At 73.7% G+C, this 16923-nt stretch carries 15 protein-coding genes; 9 read left to right on the top strand and 6 right to left on the bottom strand.

Annotated features, from left to right (window positions below):
• Window positions 1–61 precede the first annotated feature (61 nt).
• The 4 genes from ABZ459_RS38200 to atpB all read left to right on the top strand — a co-directional run bounded on the left by ABZ459_RS38200 (window position 62) and on the right by atpB (window position 4069).
• Entirely contained in the window at window positions 62–1309 is a 1248-nt protein-coding gene (locus tag ABZ459_RS38200; protein WP_357981216.1) for an MFS transporter, read from the top strand.
• 138 nt (window positions 1310–1447) lie between these two features.
• Complete coding sequence (locus ABZ459_RS38195; protein ID WP_357981212.1) at window positions 1448–2647, top strand: sensor histidine kinase; 1200 nt, start codon at window positions 1448–1450, stop codon at window positions 2645–2647.
• Entirely contained in the window at window positions 2644–3237 is a 594-nt protein-coding gene (locus ABZ459_RS38190) for a response regulator transcription factor (RefSeq protein ID WP_352363766.1), read from the top strand. The genes ABZ459_RS38195 and ABZ459_RS38190 overlap by 4 nt, the downstream gene beginning before the upstream one ends.
• A gap of 55 nt (window positions 3238–3292) precedes the next feature.
• Window positions 3293–4069, top strand: a complete 777-nt coding sequence (gene atpB / locus ABZ459_RS38185; RefSeq protein ID WP_357981209.1) for a F0F1 ATP synthase subunit A — start codon at window positions 3293–3295, stop codon at window positions 4067–4069.
• 29 nt (window positions 4070–4098) lie between these two features.
• Here atpB and ABZ459_RS38180 read toward each other — a convergent pair whose 3' ends face one another.
• Window positions 4099–4974, bottom strand: a complete 876-nt coding sequence (locus ABZ459_RS38180; RefSeq protein ID WP_357981206.1) for a diacylglycerol kinase family protein — start codon at window positions 4972–4974, stop codon at window positions 4099–4101.
• A 228-nt stretch (window positions 4975–5202) separates the two neighbouring features.
• On the opposite strand from ABZ459_RS38180, the gene ABZ459_RS38175 reads away from it, so the two are divergent.
• From ABZ459_RS38175 to ABZ459_RS38165, 3 genes are read left to right on the top strand one after another with little or no spacing between them, the layout of a single operon-like run.
• A complete protein-coding gene (locus ABZ459_RS38175) occupies window positions 5203–5721 on the top strand; it encodes a hypothetical protein (protein WP_357981203.1) in 519 nt (172 codons plus the stop codon).
• A gap of 51 nt (window positions 5722–5772) precedes the next feature.
• Entirely contained in the window at window positions 5773–6444 is a 672-nt protein-coding gene (locus tag ABZ459_RS38170) for a response regulator transcription factor (RefSeq protein ID WP_357981200.1), read from the top strand.
• Window positions 6441–7775, top strand: coding sequence for a HAMP domain-containing sensor histidine kinase (locus tag ABZ459_RS38165; protein ID WP_357981197.1), 1335 nt, complete (start codon window positions 6441–6443; stop codon window positions 7773–7775). The genes ABZ459_RS38170 and ABZ459_RS38165 overlap by 4 nt, the downstream gene beginning before the upstream one ends.
• Before the next feature lie 88 nt (window positions 7776–7863).
• Here ABZ459_RS38165 and ABZ459_RS38160 read toward each other — a convergent pair whose 3' ends face one another.
• The 3 genes from ABZ459_RS38160 to ABZ459_RS38150 all read right to left on the bottom strand — a co-directional run bounded on the left by ABZ459_RS38160 (window position 7864) and on the right by ABZ459_RS38150 (window position 11228).
• Window positions 7864–8838: a hypothetical protein gene (locus tag ABZ459_RS38160; protein ID WP_357981194.1), complete on the bottom strand. Its 975-nt coding sequence runs from the start codon at window positions 8836–8838 to the stop codon at window positions 7864–7866.
• A gap of 90 nt (window positions 8839–8928) precedes the next feature.
• Window positions 8929–10041 carry a low temperature requirement protein A gene (locus ABZ459_RS38155; protein ID WP_357981191.1) on the bottom strand — a complete coding sequence of 371 codons (1113 nt, stop codon included), beginning with the start codon at window positions 10039–10041 and terminating at the stop codon, window positions 8929–8931.
• A gap of 35 nt (window positions 10042–10076) precedes the next feature.
• Window positions 10077–11228, bottom strand: coding sequence for an IS701 family transposase (locus tag ABZ459_RS38150; protein WP_357981188.1), 1152 nt, complete (start codon window positions 11226–11228; stop codon window positions 10077–10079).
• Between the two features lie 330 nt (window positions 11229–11558).
• Between ABZ459_RS38150 and ABZ459_RS38145 the strand changes: the two genes are divergently transcribed.
• Together ABZ459_RS38145 and ABZ459_RS38140 are read left to right on the top strand one after the other, a co-directional pair.
• Window positions 11559–12440, top strand: coding sequence for an ATP-binding protein (locus ABZ459_RS38145; protein WP_357981185.1), 882 nt, complete (start codon window positions 11559–11561; stop codon window positions 12438–12440).
• Window positions 12418–13056: a response regulator transcription factor gene (locus ABZ459_RS38140; protein ID WP_357981182.1), complete on the top strand. Its 639-nt coding sequence runs from the start codon at window positions 12418–12420 to the stop codon at window positions 13054–13056. The genes ABZ459_RS38145 and ABZ459_RS38140 overlap by 23 nt, the downstream gene beginning before the upstream one ends.
• Here ABZ459_RS38140 and glgB read toward each other — a convergent pair.
• Both glgB and ABZ459_RS38130 read right to left on the bottom strand, forming a co-directional pair.
• Window positions 13039–14940: a 1,4-alpha-glucan branching protein GlgB gene (gene glgB, locus ABZ459_RS38135; protein WP_357981179.1), complete on the bottom strand. Its 1902-nt coding sequence runs from the start codon at window positions 14938–14940 to the stop codon at window positions 13039–13041. The two genes, ABZ459_RS38140 and glgB, sit on opposite strands and share 18 nt — an antisense overlap.
• Window positions 14940–16922, bottom strand: coding sequence for an alpha-1,4-glucan--maltose-1-phosphate maltosyltransferase (locus tag ABZ459_RS38130; RefSeq protein ID WP_357981176.1), 1983 nt, complete (start codon window positions 16920–16922; stop codon window positions 14940–14942). The genes glgB and ABZ459_RS38130 overlap by 1 nt, the downstream gene beginning before the upstream one ends.
• Between the last annotated feature and the right edge of the window lies 1 nt (window position 16923).

Here is a 16923-nt window from a genome sequence, read left to right as displayed (position 1 = left end):
GTGGTGGCCGACGCGGCGGTCCGGTGCGCGGCGGTGGCCGGCGCGGGGGGGAGGCGGGTGGGTGTCGCCCGGCGGCGGGCGGGGGTTCGGGCGGTTGCTGGCCGCGTCCGTCGTGTCCCAGACGGGCGACTGGGTGATCAGCACCGGGCTGGCCTTCCACGTCTACCGCCTGACCGGCTCCACCCTGTCCACCGCGATCATGCTGCTGGTCTCCCGGCTGCCCGACGTCCTGCTCGGGTCCGTGGCCGGGGTGCTGGCCGACCGCTGGGACCGCCGCCGGGTGCTGGTCGTCACCGACGTGCTGCTCGGGCTCGGGTTGCTGCCCCTGCTGGCGGTACGCGGCCCCGCCCAGGTCTGGATCGTCTACGCGGTCGCCCTGTGGACCGGCGTGCTCGGCACCCTGCTCGCCCCGGCGCAGCGGGCGCTCGTCCCGCAGCTCGTGCCCGCGTCCGGGCTGGTCCGGGCCAACGCCCTGCACGGCCAGAGCGGCCAGCTCGCCCGGCTGCTGGGGGCGATGCTGGGCGGCGTCGCCGTCACGGCGGGCGGGCTGCCCGCGATCGTCCTGCTCGACGTGGCCAGCTTCGTGATCTCCGCGGTCCTGCAGGCGACCCTGCGCGTCCCGGCCAGGTCGCCGGTCGTGGCGCGGGCGCCGTCCGTCCGCGCCCAGTGGGCCTCCGGGCTGCGGCTGGCCATGGGGAACCCCGGCATCCGGCTGCTGGCCGCGTACATGGTGATCACGGGGCTGGGCGAAGGCATCTTCGCCACGCTCGCCGCCCCTTTCGTGGCCGACGTGCTGGGCGGCCAGGGCGACGCGTACGGGCTGTTCCTGTCGGTGCAGGCGGTCGGCGGGCTGGCCGGCGCGCTGGCCGTGGCCCTGCACCGGCGCGACCCCGCGCCACGGGCGCTGCTTGGCTGGGGCACGGTCGCGTTCGGCCTGCTCGACCTGGCGTTGTTCGCCTACCCCCTCGCCCTCGACGCGTTGTGGCCGGCCCTCGTGCTGATCGCGCTGGCCGGGCTCCCCGCGGCGGCGGCGATGGCCGGGTTCGCGACGCTGGCCCAGACGGCCACCACCGACGAGCGCCGGGGCGGCGTCATCGGCCTGCTCGCGAGTGCCCAGGCCGTCACCTCGCTGCTCGGCATGGCGACGGCCGGGGTGCTGGGGGAGGTCGTCGGCATCGTCCCGGCGTTGTGCCTGCACGCCGCGGGCCTCGTCACCGCCGGCGTGCTCGTGCTGACGAACCGCACATCCACCCGAACAGCACCAACCCCGCACCCCCGACGCGCCGCTTCCGACCGGATCCAGCCATGACGTTTGTCATGGAGGCGTCTCTGACGGCTGGCACTACACCCGGCGCCACCACTCCCAGCAGGCTGGTCCCATGCTGAAACTCAAGGACGGCGACCCCCGGCGGCCCCCGCCGGCCGCCGGGCGTTACCGTCGGGCCCTGTGACGGGTGACGCGGCGGTGCGGGAGGTGGAGTTCAGCCGGGGCCGGACGGCGGCGCGCGCCGGGGCGTGCGTGTGGCTGCTGCTGGTGGGGTGGCCGCTGTGGTCGTTCCTCTCCACGCGTCCCGGCGTGCTCGCGGTGGTGGGGGTGGTCGCGGCGGTCGCGGTGTTCGCCGCGTGCTGGCTGCGGATCATGTGGCGGGCGCTCAGCGCCCTGGGCGCGGCGGCGCTGACCTGGACGCCGGTGGGGCTGGTGGCCGCCGCGCTGGCGCTGCTGCCGGTGCTGCGGGCGCCGTGGGCGTACGTCGCGTTCGTGTTCGTGGTCAGCGCCCTGTCGGCCTGCCTGCCGCGGGCCGCCTTCGTGGGGTCGGTGGCGGTGACGACGGTCGTGGTGGTGGCCGCGCTGGTGGCGTACGGGCGTCCGTTCGGGCAGGTCTGGTGGGTGCCGCTGGCGATCCTGGTCGAGGCGGTGACGGTGGCGAGCCTGAAACACCTGGGCGAGATGGTCGCCCGGCTCGACGCCGCCCGCGCCCACGTCGCCCGGCTCGCCGTGGACAACGAACGCCTGCGCTTCGCCCGCGACCTGCACGACACGCTCGGCCACACGCTCACCTCGATCACCATCAGGAGCCAGCTCGCCGCCCGGCTGGCCCGTACCGACCCCGAACGGGCCGCCCGCGAGATGGCCGACGTGGAACGCGCCGCCCGCCAGGCGCTCGACGAGGTGCGCCACGCCGTCGCCGGCTACCGCGCGCCCTCCCTGTCGGGCGAGCTGCGCACGGCGGCCCACAGCCTGGACCTGGCCGGGATCCGGCTGGCGGTCTCGCCCGCCGGCGGGCCCGTCCCGGCCGCCGCCGAGACGCTGCTGGCCTGGACCGTACGGGAGGCCGCCACGAACGTCGTGCGCCACAGCCGCGCCCGCCACTGCCGCATCGACCTCGCCGTCGACGACCACACCGCCACCGTCGAGATCCGCGACGACGGCCCCGGCACCGAGGCGCACGGGCGCAAGGCGGGCGCCGACGACGCCACCGACCCGGGAGCCGAAGGGGCCGGGGGAGCGGTGGCTGCGGGCGTCGGGGGCAATGGGCTGACCGGGCTGGCTGAGCGGATCGCGGCCGCCGGCGGCCGTCTGGAGGCCGGTCCGCTGCCCGGCGGCGGCTACCGGCTGCACGCCCGAGTGCCCCTGGAGCTGCCGTGATCCGCGTCCTCATCGCCGACGACCAGGACCTCGTCCGCGGCGGCCTGGCCGCGCTGCTCGCCCTGGAGGACGGCATCGAGGTGGTGGCCGAGGTCGGCCGGGGCGACCTGGTCGAGCCCGCGGTGGCCGAGCACCGCCCCGACGTGGTCCTGCTCGACATCGAGATGCCCGGCATGTCCGGCCTGGAGGTCGCCGAACGCCTGCGCGGCCACCGGGTGGTCATCGTCACCACGTTCGGCCGGCCCGGCTACCTCAGCCGTGCCCTCGACGCGGGCGTGTCCGGGTTCGTGGTCAAGGACGCGCCGGTGGCCGAGCTGACCGCGGCCGTGCGCCGGGTGATGGCCGGCGAGACGGTGATCGACCCCAAGCTGGCGGTGTCCGCCCTGACCGTCGGACCGAGCCCGCTCACCCAGCGCGAGGCCGAGGTGCTGCGGACCGCCTCCGGCGGCGCGACCGTGGCCGACATCGCCCGCACCCTGTTCCTGACCGAGGGCACCGTACGCAACTACCTGTCCTCGGCGATCACCAAGACCGGGGCGCGCAACCGCGCCGAGGCCGTCCGCGTGGCCGAGTCCCGCGGCTGGCTCTGAACCCCCGGCCACCCCTCGACCCCTCAACCCCTCAATTCTCAAGAGGAGCTTCGCCATGCCCTCCGACGACTTCCGCCCGCCCGGACCGGAGTTGTTCGACTACCCCGCGCTGTGGGACGGCGCGCCGCTCTGGCTCACCAAGCCGGTGCTGCTGGCCGTCGCCGGCGTGCTCGTGGTGTGCGCGCTGGCCTGGGGCGCCTTCTCCCGGCCCAGGCTGGTGCCGCGCGGCCTGCAGAACGCGGGCGAGTACGCCTACCTGTTCGTCCGCGACCAGATCGCCCGCCCGTCGCTGGGCGCGGACGCCGACCGCTGGATGCCCCTGCTGCTCACGCTCTTCCTGCTGACCCTGCTCTGGAACGTGATGGGCGTGATCCCGCTGCTCCAGTTCCCGGTCACCGCCCACGTCGCCTTCCCCTGGGTGCTGGCCGGGGTGGTCTACCTGCTCAAGCTCTACCTCGGCTTCAGGCACCAGGGCCTGGCCGGCTACCTCAGGAACGCGATGTTCCCGGAGGGCCTGCCCAAGGCCCTGGCGATCACCCTGTACGCGCCGCTGGAGCTGTTCTACATCTTCGTCACCGCGCCGTTCACCCATGCCGTGCGGCTGTTCGCGAACATGTTCGCCGGGCACACGCTGCTGGCCTTCTTCAGCGCGGTCGGCTACTGGTTCCTGGTGGAGCGGCCGACCGTGGGCGGCGTGGCGGTGGGCGTGCTGGGGGTGTTCATGACGTGCGTGCTGACCGCGTTCGAGATCTTCGTGATGTTCCTGCAGGCGTACCTGTTCACCATGCTCACCGCCATGTACCTCGGCCAATCTCTGCACCCCGAGCACTGACCCGAGCACTGGCCCGAGCACTGGCCCGGTCAGGACGCGGGCGGCGCCAGGACCCGCCAGGCGGCCGGCCGCACGATCCAGGTGCGCCGCTCCGCCACCTGCTCCAGCTCGCCGTCCACGCTGGCCGGGACGGGCCCGCCCGCGACGGTGATCCGCCTGCCCCGGAAGGTCTGCACGTCGGGGCGGGCGGGGTGCCGGCCGCGGCGCAGCCCGGTGGCGAAGGCCAGCCGGGCCAGCGGTCCCGTGGCGTAGGACACCACCACCTCGGCCAGCCCGTCGTCGGGCCGGGCCGCCGGGGCCAGCGGCGTGCCGCCGCCGATCGTGGCGCCGTTCCCGACGCCGGCCATGAGCACCCGGCGGCGGCCGGTGCACACCTGGGCGCCGTCCACCCTGATCCGCAGCCGCCATCCGCTCGTCCCCGCGCCCGCCAGCACCGCGCCCACCGCGTACGCGGCCCGGCTGAGCAGCGGCTTCAGCGGCGCGGCCCGCTCGGCGGCGTGCGCGCCCACGCCGAGATGCGCGGCGTTGACCACGATGCCGCCGTCGTCGTCGATCAGCAGGTCCACGGGCCGCTCGTGCCCAGCCAGCACGACGCGGGCCGCCTCGGCCGGGTCGAGCGGGATGCCCAGCGTGCGGGCCAGGTCGTTGCCGGTGCCCATGGGGATCAGCCCGACCGGGCCGGCGTCCAGACGGCCGTGCTCCAGCAGCGCGGCGACCAGCGCGTGCACGCTCCCGTCGCCGCCCAGCACCACCGGGACCCGGTCGTCGTGCGACCGCGCGGCCTCCTGCGCGCCGCCGTCGCAGACCCGCACGTCGGCCTCCGCCCGCAGCAGCCGCAGCACCTCCCGCGTGCTGTCGTCGCCGACGCCGCCGGCCTGCCGGTTGCAGATCACCAGAAGTCTCACGGGTCCTCGCCTTCCCTTCCGCTGGGCGGATGGGTCTCTTCCCCGGGCGCCCGCCACAATGCCCCGCCGCCGGGACCCTTTCAGGAGGGCGGAGGTCCGGCGCGCGGGATGAGGCGGCGCGCTTCTGTGGCGTTTCTAAGGTTCCCCGACGGTGGGGTGAAGGTGGCCGCGGTTGAGTGGCCGCAGCGGGCCGGGCCACTGGGGACCGGCCGCCAGAAGGGCACCGACATGTACCCACGAAAGACCGCGCTGGCCCTCGGGACGGCGGCGGCCCTGACGCTGGCCGCCGCCGGGGCGGTGCCGGCCACGGCGGCCGGCCCGTGTGCCCGGGTCTCGTCGACCTGCTCGCCCGCCGACGTGGCCAAGGACCACACGGGCGAGAAGAGCGCCGACGTGCAGTCCGGCGTGCGGCCCGACGTGCGGAAGGGCCCCGGCGGCGGGAAGCCGCGCGACGGCAGGCCCGGCTGCGGGCCCGACAGGTTCGACAAGCCTGGCAAGCCCGGCGACAAGGATCACGGCGTCTCCCAGGAGGCGTTCGCCAAGGCGCTCGCGGCCGAGCTGGGCATCGGGTACGACCGCGCCCTGCGAGCCGTCAAGGAACTGGACGCGCTGACGAAGAAGGGCCGCGTGGACCCGGGCTCGGCCGGGTTCGGCACGGTGGCCGAGCACCTCGGCGTCACGCCGGACCGGCTGGAGCGGGCGCTGCGGAACGTCAAGCGCGCGCTGGCCGGTGCCGAGCCCGCATAGGGACCGGCACCGATCTTCCTCAGCCGGGGGTGCGGAGGGGAGAGTGGCACCATGCACGTCCTTGTTGCCGACGACGACGAGGCGGTCCGCCGCTCCCTGACCCACGCGCTCACCCGCGAGGGCTACGACGTCAGCGTCGCCGCCGACGGCCTGCGCGCCCTGGAGGCGGCCGGCGGCGGACGTCAGGACGCGGTGGTGCTGGACATCATGATGCCCGGCCTGGACGGCCTGGAGGTGTGCCGTCGCCTGCGGGCCGCGGGCGACCGCACCCCGATCCTGATGCTCACCGCCCGCGACCTGGTCGGCGACCGGGTCGCGGGCCTGGACGCGGGCGCCGACGACTACCTGGTCAAGCCGTTCGCGCTGGAGGAGCTGCGGGCCAGGCTGCGCGCGCTGCTGCGCCGCAGCGCGCCCGCGCAGGGGCTGCTCCGCCACGCCGACCTGGAGCTGGACCCGGCCGCCTGCCGGGCCACCCGGGGCGGCCGGCCGCTCGACCTGACCAGGACGGAGTACACCCTGCTGAAGGTGTTCCTGCGCAACCCGGGCCGGGTGCTCAGCCGCGAGGTCATCTTCGACTCGGTCTGGGGGTACGACTTCGGGCCGTCCTCGAACGCGTTGTGGGTCTACATCAGCTACCTGCGGGCCAAGCTGGAGGCCGGGGGAGAGCCGCGGCTGATCCAGACCGTCCGCGGCCTGGGGTACGTGCTGCGGGAGGAGCCGTGAGGCTGCGTACCAGGGTCGCGCTGACGGTCGCCGCCGTGGTGGCCGCCGCGCTGCTGGCGGTATCACTGGTGGTTTACCCGGCGGCCGCGGCGGGGCTGGCCGGCCAGCACGACGGGGAGCTGGTGCTGGCGGCCGGGCAGGCGCCGCGGCTGCTGGAGTCGGTGAAGGCCGCCGACTCGCCGCTGCCGGCCACGCCCCTTCCGGTGGGCAACACGCTGCTGCAGTTCTGCCCCGACCCGCTGCTGTCCGGCCCGACCGACGGGTTCGTGCCGCTGGCCGAGCAGGACCAGGCGGTCGCGTACGGCAAGCTGCCCCCCTACTTCCGGGACGTCGCCTACGACGGCGTGCGCTACCGGCTCTACACCGCCCCGCTCAACCTGGGCAAGGGCATCCTGGTGCGCACGGCGTTCCCGCTGAACCGCGACGAGCAGACCCTGAACGCGCTGAAGCTGCTGCTGGCCGCGCTGACCCTGGGCGGCGCGCTGGTCGCGGCGGCCGGCGCGCGTTTCCTCGCCGGCCGGGCGTTGCGGCCCGTCGCCCGGCTGACGGCCGTGGTGGAGCGGGTCACCGCCACCGGCACCCTCACCGCCGACGGGCTGGACGGCATGGGCGCCGGACGGGACGAGGTGGCCCGCCTGGCCGGCTCGTTCACCACGATGACGCACGCGCTGCGCGAGTCGGTGCTGGCCCAGCGGCGCCTGGTCGCCGACGCCTCGCACGAGCTGCGCACGCCGCTGACCAGCCTCACCACGAACCTGGAGCTGCTGGAGGAGGGGCGCGGCACGGCCGACCCGCAGGCCCCGGCCCTGGTGCACGAGGCCCGCGTCCAGGCCGAGGAGCTGCGGGCGCTGGTCAACGACCTAGTCGAGCTGGCCAGGCACGGCGACGTCGAGCTGCACCTGGAGGACGTGCGGCTCGACCTGGTGGCCGGGCGCGTGCTGGCCAGGGCCACGGCCCGCGCCCCGCACGTACGGCTGCGCGGCGAGCTGGCCGAGTGCCTGGTGACGGCCGACGCCGACGCGATCGAACGGGCGGTCGCCAACCTGGTGGACAACGCGATCAAGTGGAGCCCGCCCGGTGGCGTGGTGCTGGTACGGGTGGACGCGGCGGGCTCGTTGTCGGTGGCCGACCAGGGCCCCGGCATCGCGGCCCACGACCTGCCGTTCGTGTTCGACCGGTTCTACCGCGCCGAGTCGGCCCGTTCCCTGCCGGGTTCTGGGCTCGGCCTGGCCATCGTCCGCCAGATCGCCGAGGCGCACGCCGGGTCGGTGCGCGCCGAGCCGCTGCGGCCCGGCGTACGGCTGGTCCTCGCGCTGCCCCCGGCCACCTGACCGCCGCCGGAGATGAGGGCGCGACCACGGGCGCGGACCCCCGCACCCGCAGCCGCGCCGGTCCGGGGGCCGGTGGCCTGTCCAGTGTTCAGTGGGCGCCGGGGGCGGCCCCGGCGACGGGGACCGCCGGCGCGGCGGGCGCGGCCGGCCGGGGCATCGGGCGCGGCGGCAGCGCCATCAGCACCAGGCCGAGCACCGCCCACAGGCCGAGCACCGTCAGCGGGACGGCCAGGGCCGCACCGTCGAAGTAGACCACGCTGCGCACCAGTTCGAGCGCCGACCGGGTGGGCAGCACGTAGCCGAGCGCCGCGTACCAGGGCTCGATGAACGCGGCGCCGAACGGCCCGCCGCTGGCCGGCAGGCCGATCGGGATGAACAGCACGGCCGCCGCGATCACGCCGCGCGGCCCGAAGCGGCGCATCAGGCCGTTCACCGCCACCGAGACCAGGAAGATCACCGCGCTGGAGGCGGCCAGGAGCCCGAGTGGGGCGCCGGTGAGCGCGCCGAGCAGGCCGCCGACGACCCAGGTGAGCGCCAGGCCGCCGGTCACCGCGCCGAGCGCGAGCACCGCCAGCCGCAGCCCCCGGTGCATCATCGGCTGCATCCGCATGGTGAGCACGGTCGTCGCCAGCGCGGTCAGCAGCAGGCCCAGCACGTAGAACATGCCGGACACACCGGAGGAGTCGCCCTCGGCCAGCGGCCGCACGTCCTCGACCGCGAGCTGCCGTCCGGCGGCGCGCTGCATCAGGGCGGTGAAGTGCGGGGCCGCCGTGTCGCCGCCCGCGCTGGCCACCAGCAGGCGGCCCTCGCCCGCCAGGTAGGCGGCCTCGACCTCGCGCCGGAGCACCGCCGCCCGCGCGCCGGCCGCGTCGGCGTACGGGCGCGCGTCCACGGCCCCGCCCGCGGACTGCTCCAGCCGGGCGGCGTCGGGGCCCACCACGGCGAGCGGCACCCCGTGCGGAACCGGGTGGTGCAGCGCTCCGACGAACGAAGCGATGATCACGACGCCGACGACCGCGGACACCAGGTAGGCGACCGCGACTCGAACAGCGGGATTCTTCATGACGCTCCTCAGTTGTCCACCCGGTTCAGGTCCTGGTGGCGGCCCGCACGACCGGCGCCGCCGCCTTCACCTTGCCGGTTAGAGCGCGCGCTAAGTCAAGGCGTCGGACTCGGATCTGGCCCGCGAATGTTCCAGGAAGTTGAACGTCATCACCACCAGCACCAGAGCGGCCACGGACAGCAGCGCCGGCGCCTGCAACGAGACCGGGATGATCGCCAGGATGGCCACGGGCATGGCGAGCTGCGGCCCCGACCACTTGGCGAAGATGTGCCAGCGGGCGTAGCAGAACGTCGCGAAGTACAGGGCGCAGCCGCCGAACAGCAGCGCGGTCACGGGGGCGGCGAAGACCTGGCCCGGATGGGAGACGACCTCGGCCATGCCCACCGCCATCGCCATGATCGACCCGATGAAGGCCAGGTGGCCGTAGGAGAAGACGCGCCGGATCAGGTCGGTGCGGATCACGGCCTCGTCCAGGGCCTTGGGCAGCGACTCGGCGGCGAAGATGAAGTACACCCACCACAGCGCGCAGGCCAGCACGAACGTCGCGGCGACCGCGCTGATCGAGCCCACGGCGAGCGGGCGCGCCGCCGACGCCTGCGCGCCGATGGCCAGGATCGGCTCGCCCATCGCGATGATCAGCAACAGGCCGAACCGCTCGGGTAAGTGATGGGGGTGGAAGTTGACCCGCACCAGGTGGCTGCGGGTCAGCACCGGCGCGGCCAGGTCGATGGCGGCGGCCGCGGCCCAGACCCACACCCGGGTGCCGCTGTCCAGCAGGCCCCCGGCCAGCAGCAGCGGCCCGGTCACGCACACCGAGAGCGTGAAGGGGTTGACCAGCTCGAACGGCCGGCCGCGGAAGTACAGGGCGGCCAGCAGCGAGCGCTGGGCGAAGTAGGCGGCGCCGAACATCAGGCCGCGCTCCTCGTAGGCGAGGGGGGTGGCCAGCGCCATGAACAGGCCGCACAGGCTGAGCGCCAGGATGCCCAGCCGGTCGGGGGTGTTGTTGACGTCGCGGGTGTTGGCGTGCACCGCCATGCCCACCCAGGCCCAGTACGTCGGCACCAGCACGACGACGGCCTGCCCCACGCTGCCCCAGCCGTGGCCGCGGTGGAGCAGGTCGGACAGCTGGGTGACGGCGAACACGAAGACCAGGTCGAAGAAGAGCTCGACCCAGGTGACTTGCTTGTCTGCTTTCGGTTTCATCGAGCGGTGTGACTCCTCGTGCGTCGTGCGGGTGCTCACGCGGGCAGCAGCGCCGGCTCGTCGCCGGCGGCCAGCCGCCAGCGCACGTCGTAGGCGTAGGCGGCCGAGGCCAGCGTGACGTGGTGGTGCCAGCCGTGGAAGGAACGGCCCTCGTAGTCGAACAGCCCGAATCCCCCGGCCAGCTCGCCGATGGCGTGGGCGGCCCGCCAGCGGGACTTGGCCAGCGCGACCAGCTCCTGCGCCGGCACGGACATGTTCGTCAGCCAGAACGCGCGCGGCCGCGGCCGGCCGAGCGGCCACTCCACCAGCAGCCTGCGCGAGCGCGCCTGCTCGTCGGAGACCGGCAGGAGGACGAACTGCGAACGCAGCGACCGCCCCCGCGGCCCCTCCCACCAGGCCACCGTGCGCCGCTCCAGCCCGGCCGCGGCCTGCGCCGCCTCGGCCAGCGCGACGCGGGCCCGCGGGCCGCCCCCGCGCACCACGCTCATCGAGGCCCTGACCCGGTGGCGGGCGTCGACCTCGACGACGTAGTCGAGGCCGCGGTCCTCCAGGCCGCGCAGCAGGTCGGCGACGCCTCGGACGTGGGTGAGGTCGGCCACCAGCGGCGCGACGGGCGTGCCCCAGTCGAGCGTCAGGTCGTCGACCAGGTCGATCACGTGCTCGCCGAAGGGCCGGTGCCGCTCCTGGTCGGGCACGTGCGCCCGGGCCCGCCGGTCGTGGTCGGCCTCCCACGACTGCGGCAGGCACAGCCGCCAGTTGACCGGCACGGCCGCCTCGCCCGAGCTCATCAGCACGGCCGCGCCCACCTGGCAGTTGACCGTGCGGCCGAGGCCGCGCACGTACTGGCGCTCGACGCCCGCCGACCAGCGGCCGTGCTTGGTGAAGGCCACCTCCTCCACCAGCCACGCGGCCGGGGGCGCGCCGGCCGCCAGCACGTCGGCGACGGTGCGGCGGACCGGGCGCGGGTCCCAGCGGCTCTGGTTGACGAACTGCTGCAGCGACTGGCCGTTGTGCGGACCGCCCACCTCGTCGGCGATGCGCTGGATGGACTTGCGCCCGCCCGCGTGCAGCAGCCCCAGCACGTACGACTCGGCCGCGCTACGCTGGTCGGAGCGCGGCAGCGAACCGAATATCGTACCGAAGAATTCTGCGAACTCTTCGCGCTCGTTCACCGCGAGTTCTCTCATGACCGCCCCTCACCTGCATTAGAGAAGATCCGTAATGGCGAACGCGGTCAGGATCGCAGTTAAGTTTTGGTTCGCACAAGAGAGTAACACCAAGGTGGCAGCGGGGCTGTCCGGGAGTATTAAAGGGAGTACTCCCGGAGGCATCTACCGGGTGCTCATCGATAACCCGGTATTACATCACACGTGCGCTCAGTCAGGTGTGCGGGTAATGGACTTGCCGCCCGATGAGTCTGGAGTGCACTCTTGCATCCACCGGAATCATGTGATCATATGATGCGGGGATCTGCGCCGGTGACTGAGTAAGGCGACACACACTACGGGGGATGACCAGTGCAGTGCAACATCCAGCCCACGGTTGTGATAGCCGAACGGATCGAGGCCCATAAGGCTGCGATCTTGGCACAGCTGTGCGGCGAAATTGAAGAATCAACTTCCGGAGCCGCTCCGGGCGAGTGCGCGGAGTTGGCGGAAGAGCTGCTCGACCTGATGGTGGCCCGGCTCAAGGCCAGTACGGACCGCTCTTCCGGAGCCCTGGCCGGGGCAATGGACGGCGGTCGCGGCGACGCCCGCGAATGGCGGCGAATTTCCCGCGACCTGCACGACCGGGTGGGCCACGAGATCAGCGTGGCGAGCCGGCAGCTGGAGCTCGCCGAAATCGGTCACGCACGCGGTACGGACGGTTTCCCGGTGCATGTGAAGGAGGCGAAGGCCGCGCTGCTCCGAGCCCACCAGGAAATCCGCGACGTCATATCCGACCTGCGCGTTCACGCCCATTGGCCGGGAATGGAGCAAGCGCTGGTACGGCTGATGACCACCATTGTGGACCCTCGGCTGGAGCATCGAATCACCCTTATCGGCGATGTCGACGGCCTACCTCCGCGTATTCGGGACGAGTTATTCCTGATATTACGCGAAGCCATTACCAACAGCATCTCCCACGCGGGCGCCGACCTGCTCGAAGTGTGCGTCAAGATTGCGCACGACCGGATCACAGCAATTGTGCGGGACAACGGCCGGGGTTTCTCGGGCTGGCGCGCGAAACATGGGAACGGCCTGACCTCCATGCGCGAGCGCGGGGTCGCCATGGGCGGCCTGGTGACCATAGAGAGCTCCCCCGGGAAGGGCACCGAGGTCGTCTTCCGTGCCCCTGTCCGGGCTGTCCGGGACGAGCGGCCGAAGGAAACATCGGATGCAAAGAGAAGGCAGCATTGACGTCCTCATCGCCGACGACCACACGATCCTGCGGGAGACGCTCAAGCAGACGCTGGAGCTCGAACCCGACCTCCGTGTCGTCGCCACCGCGGGGGACGCGCGCGCGGCGGTGAAGTCGGCCGAGGCGCTGCGGCCGGACGTCGTGGTGCTCGACGTGGAGATGCCCGGCGACGGCGTCGTGCGCACCACCACCCACATCCACCGGGTCTCGCCCCGGTCCCGCGTCATCGTGCTGAGCATGTACGACGACCCGGTGCTGGTGCAGGAGCTCATCGCCCACGGCGTGCGCGGCTACCTGCTCAAGAGCGTCGGCCGGGAGGAGCTGGTGCAGGCCATCCGCGGCGTCTGCGCGGACGCCGAGCGCGTGGTCCTGTCGGTCTCGCGCGAGAGCCTGATGATGGCCGGCCGGCCGCGCGCCGGCAAGCTGTCCGAGCGGGAGCTGAGCGTGCTGTCCCTGGCCGCCCAGGGCCTCAGCAACGCCCAGATCGCCACCCGGCTGATGATCGCCGAAGGCACGGTCAAGCGTCACCTGCGCAACATCTTCACCAAGCTCGACGCCACCTCCCGCCTCGACGCGGTGAACAAGGCCATGGCCGCCTCACTGCTGACGCTCTGACGCCTCCTCCCCGGGGACCAGCCAGAGCGTCGCCAGCGGCGGCAGCAGCACCTCGGCGACCGCACCCCCGTCCGAGCTCGTGCCCGTGACCGAGCCCAGGTTGCCGAGGTTCCCGCCGCCGTAACAGGCGGCGTCGGTGTTGAGCACCTCGTGCCAGCGCCCGCCGGAGGGCAGCGCCAGCCGGTGCCCGTGACGCGGCGCCGGCGACAGGTTGCTCACGCACACCAGCGGCGCCCCCCACCGGTCCCAGCGCACGAAGGAGTAGACGCTGGAACCGGCGTCGTCGGCGTCGATCCAGCTGAAGCCGCCGGGGGAGCAGTCCAGCCGCCACAGCGCCGGGGTGGCGGCGTAGCGCCGGTTCAGGTCCCTGACCAGGTCGCGCACGCCCTTGTGCCGCGGGTCGCGCAGCAGCGCCCAGTCCAGCTCGCGATCATGGGACCACTCGCTCCGCTGCGCGAACTCCTGGCCCATGAACAGCAGCTTCTTGCCCGGATGCGCCCACATGAAGGCCAGGTACGCGCGCAGGTTCGCCAGCCGCTGCCACTCGTCGCCCGGCATCTTCCCGGCCAGCGAGCCCTTGCCGTGCACCAGCTCGTCGTGGCTGAGCGGCAGCACGAAGTCCTCCGCGTACGCGTACGTCAGCCCGAACGTCAGCGCGTGATGGTGGTACGGCCGGTGCACCGGGTCGCGCCGCATGTAGCCGAGCGTGTCGTGCATCCAGCCCATGTTCCACTTGAAGTCGAACCCCAGCCCGCCGGCGGCCGTCGGCCGGGTCACCCCCTCCCACGCCGTGGACTCCTCGGCGATCGTCAGCACCCCGGGGCAGCGCCGGTGGACGGTGTCGTTCAGCTCCCGCAGGAACGCGATCGCCTCCAGGTGCTCCCTGCCGCCGTGCGCGTTGGGCCGCCAGGCGCCGTCCGGGCGGGAGTAGTCCAGGTACAACATCGAGGCGACGGCGTCCACGCGCAGGGCGTCGACGTGGAACTCCTCGCACCAGTAGAGGGCGTTGGCGATGAGGAAGTTGCGCACCTCCGGGCGGCCCAGGTCGAAGGTGAGCGTGCCCCAGTCGGGATGCTCGCCGCGCAGCGGGTCGGGGTGCTCGTACAGGGGGCCGCCGTCGAAGCGGGCCAGCGCCCAGTCGTCGCGCGGGAAGTGCGCCGGCACCCAGTCGAGTATCACCCCGATCCCGGCCAGGTGCAGCGCCTCGACCAGGGCGCGGAAGTCGTCGGGGGTGCCGTAGCGGGAGCTCGGCGCGTAGTAGGAGGAGATCTGGTAGCCCCAGGAGCCGCCGAAGGGATGCTCGGCCACCGGCATGAGCTCCGCGTGGGTGAAGCCCATGCCGCGCAGGTACCCGGGCAGCTGCTCGGCCAGGTCGCGGTAGGTCAGGCCGCGCCGCCAGGAGCCCAGGTGCAGCTCGTACACGCTCATGGGCGCCTCGCGGGCCGGGCCGTCGCCGCGGGCCGCCAGCCACGCGCCGTCGCGCCAGCGGTGCCGCGAGGTGAACACCACCGAAGCGGTGCGCGGCGGGTGCTCGGCCGCCAGGGCCAGCGGGTCGGCCTTGCGCCGGGCACGGCCGTCCGCGCCGGTGATCTCGTACATGTACCGGCAGCCGTCGCCGGCCCCGGGCACGAACAGCTCCCACAGGCCGCCGCCGGGCGCCCGGCGCAGCGCGTGCCCGGCGCCGTCCCAGCCGTTCAGGTCGCCCACCAGCCGCACCTCGCGCGCGCCCGGCGCCCACACGGCGAACGAGGCGCCCGCCACGCCGCCCACCGTCCGGGTGCGCCCGCCCAGCGCCCGCCACAGCTCCTCGTGCCTGCCCTCGCCGATGAGGTGCAGGTCCAGCTCGCCCAGCACGGACGGGACACCGCCGGTCAGGACGTCCATCACCGCTCCACCGTCAGGATGTGCGCCGGCTGCCTGGACGGGTCCAGCCGCACGAAGTTGCGCGCCCCCCACTGGTAGACCTCGCCGGTCAGCTCGTCGCGCACCCGGAAGGAGGGCCCGAGGTCGGGCAGGTCCAGCGTCACCGTGGCCTGCCGCACGTGGTGCGGATCGAGGTTGACCACGACGATCACGGTGTCCTCGCCCGCCTGCTTGGCGAAGCAGAGCACGGCGTCGTCGTCGGCGTGCTGGAAACGCAGGTTGCGCAGCAGGCGCAGGGCCGGATGGCGGCGGCGGACCCGGTTCAGCGTGGCCAGGAAGGGCGCCAGCGTGCCGCCCGCCGACCAGTCGCGCGGCCGGTACTGGTACTTCTCCGAGTCCTTGTACTCCTCGCTGCCCGGCGCGGCCGGCTCGCGCTCGCACAGCTCGAACCCGGCGTACACGCCCCACGTGGGGGAGGCCGTCGCGGCCAGCGCGGCCCGCACCCGGAACGCGGCGGGGCCGCCCTCCTGGAGGTAGGCGTGCAGGATGTCGGGCGTGTTGACGAACAGGTTCGGCCGCATGTACGCCGCCGCCTCCCCGGCCAGCTCGCCCAGGTAGCTCTCCAGCTCCGGCTTGGCGTTGCGCCAGGTGAAGTAGGTGTAGGACTGCTGGAAGCCGACGGCGGCCAGCGTGTGCATGATCGCCGGGCGGGTGAACGCCTCGGCCAGGAAGACGACGTCCGGGTCGGTGCGGTTGATCTCGGCGATCAGGCGTTCCCAGAAGAACACCGGCTTGGTGTGCGGGTTGTCCACCCGGAAGATCCGCACCCCGTGGCCCATCCAGTGGCGCAGCACCCGCAGCGACTCGGCCAGGATGCCGCCGGGATCGGCGTCGAAGGAGATCGGGTAGATGTCCTGGTACTTCTTGGGCGGGTTCTCGGCGTAGGCGATGCTGCCGTCGGGCCGGTGCTCGAACCACCGCGGGTGCTCCCGTACCCACGGGTGGTCGGGCGAGCACTGCAACGCGAAGTCCAGCGCCACCTCCAGGCCCAGCTCGCCGGCCCTGGCCACGAAGAAGTCGAAGTCGTCGATCGTCCCCAGGTCGGGATGGACGGCGTCGTGCCCGCCGGCGGCCGAGCCGATCGCCCACGGCGAGCCGGGGTCGTGCGGCCCGGCGATCGGCGAGTTGCCCGGCCCCTTGCGGTTGGTCCGGCCGATCGGGTGGATCGGCGGCAGGTAGACCACGTCGAAGCCCATCGCCGCGACGGCGGGCAGCCGCTCGGCCGCGGTCCGGAAGGTGCCCGAGCGCGGCGGGTGACACCCCGTGGGGTCCACCACGGCGCCCTCGGAGCGGGGGAAGAACTCGTACCAGGCCCCGTACAGCGCCCGTTCGCGCTCCACCAGCAGCGGCAGGTCCTCCCCGGCCGTCACGTGGTCGCGCAGCGGCCGGCGGGCCAGCGTCCGCAGCACCGGCTCGGCCAGCGCGATCGCCAGCCGCGCCTCGGGGTCCAGCTCGCCGTCGCGCAGCGTCGCGGCGGCCACGCGCAGCAGCCGGGCGTCGGCGGGCGGCACCTCGGGCTGGGCGGCGGCCCTGGTCAGCAGCCGGGCGCCCGCCTCCATCGTCACGGCCACGTCGATCGCGGCGGGGATCTTCACCTCGGCCACGTGCAGCCAGGTCGCCACGGGATCGCTCCACGCCTCCACCCGGAACGTCCACTCGCCCTCCCGGTGGGCGGCCACCTCGGCCGCGTACCGGTCGGAGCCCTGGGACACGGCCGCCATCGGGATCCAGGCGGCCTGCTTGCCGTCGGGGTCGGTGAGCACGACGTTCGCGCCCACCACGCCGTGCCCCTCCCTGAACAGGGTCGCCGACACCTCGAACGGCTCGCCCGGCACCGCGCGCGCGGGCCGGCACCCGCCCGCCACGACGGGCCGGACGCCGACGACGGGCACGCGCCCCGCGGCGATCTCGGAGATCTCGGTCAACACCAGCGTCTCAGTCATG

This window comes from Nonomuraea sp. NPDC005692, assembly GCF_040631115.1.
In the GTDB taxonomy this organism is placed as follows: domain Bacteria; phylum Actinomycetota; class Actinomycetes; order Streptosporangiales; family Streptosporangiaceae; genus Nonomuraea.
Note: the sequence above shows the minus strand (reverse complement) of the source record. Positions and strands in the feature narration are given on the sequence as shown.

What these genes read in the sequence shown, in the direction of transcription:
- atpB (WP_357981209.1), top strand. Translation starts at nt 3,293, where the DNA reads ATGCCCTCCGACGACTTCCGCCCGCCCGGACCGGAGTTGTTCGACTAC.
- ABZ459_RS38175 (WP_357981203.1), top strand. Translation starts at nt 5,203, where the DNA reads ATGTACCCACGAAAGACCGCGCTGGCCCTCGGGACGGCGGCGGCCCTG.
- ABZ459_RS38170 (WP_357981200.1), top strand. Translation starts at nt 5,773, where the DNA reads ATGCACGTCCTTGTTGCCGACGACGACGAGGCGGTCCGCCGCTCCCTG.
- ABZ459_RS38160 (WP_357981194.1), bottom strand. Translation starts at nt 8,838, where the DNA reads ATGAAGAATCCCGCTGTTCGAGTCGCGGTCGCCTACCTGGTGTCCGCG.
- ABZ459_RS38155 (WP_357981191.1), bottom strand. Translation starts at nt 10,041, where the DNA reads ATGAAACCGAAAGCAGACAAGCAAGTCACCTGGGTCGAGCTCTTCTTC.
- ABZ459_RS38150 (WP_357981188.1), bottom strand. Translation starts at nt 11,228, where the DNA reads ATGAGAGAACTCGCGGTGAACGAGCGCGAAGAGTTCGCAGAATTCTTC.
- ABZ459_RS38140 (WP_357981182.1), top strand. Translation starts at nt 12,418, where the DNA reads ATGCAAAGAGAAGGCAGCATTGACGTCCTCATCGCCGACGACCACACG.
- glgB (WP_357981179.1), bottom strand. Translation starts at nt 14,940, where the DNA reads ATGGACGTCCTGACCGGCGGTGTCCCGTCCGTGCTGGGCGAGCTGGAC.
- ABZ459_RS38130 (WP_357981176.1), bottom strand. Translation starts at nt 16,922, where the DNA reads ATGACTGAGACGCTGGTGTTGACCGAGATCTCCGAGATCGCCGCGGGG.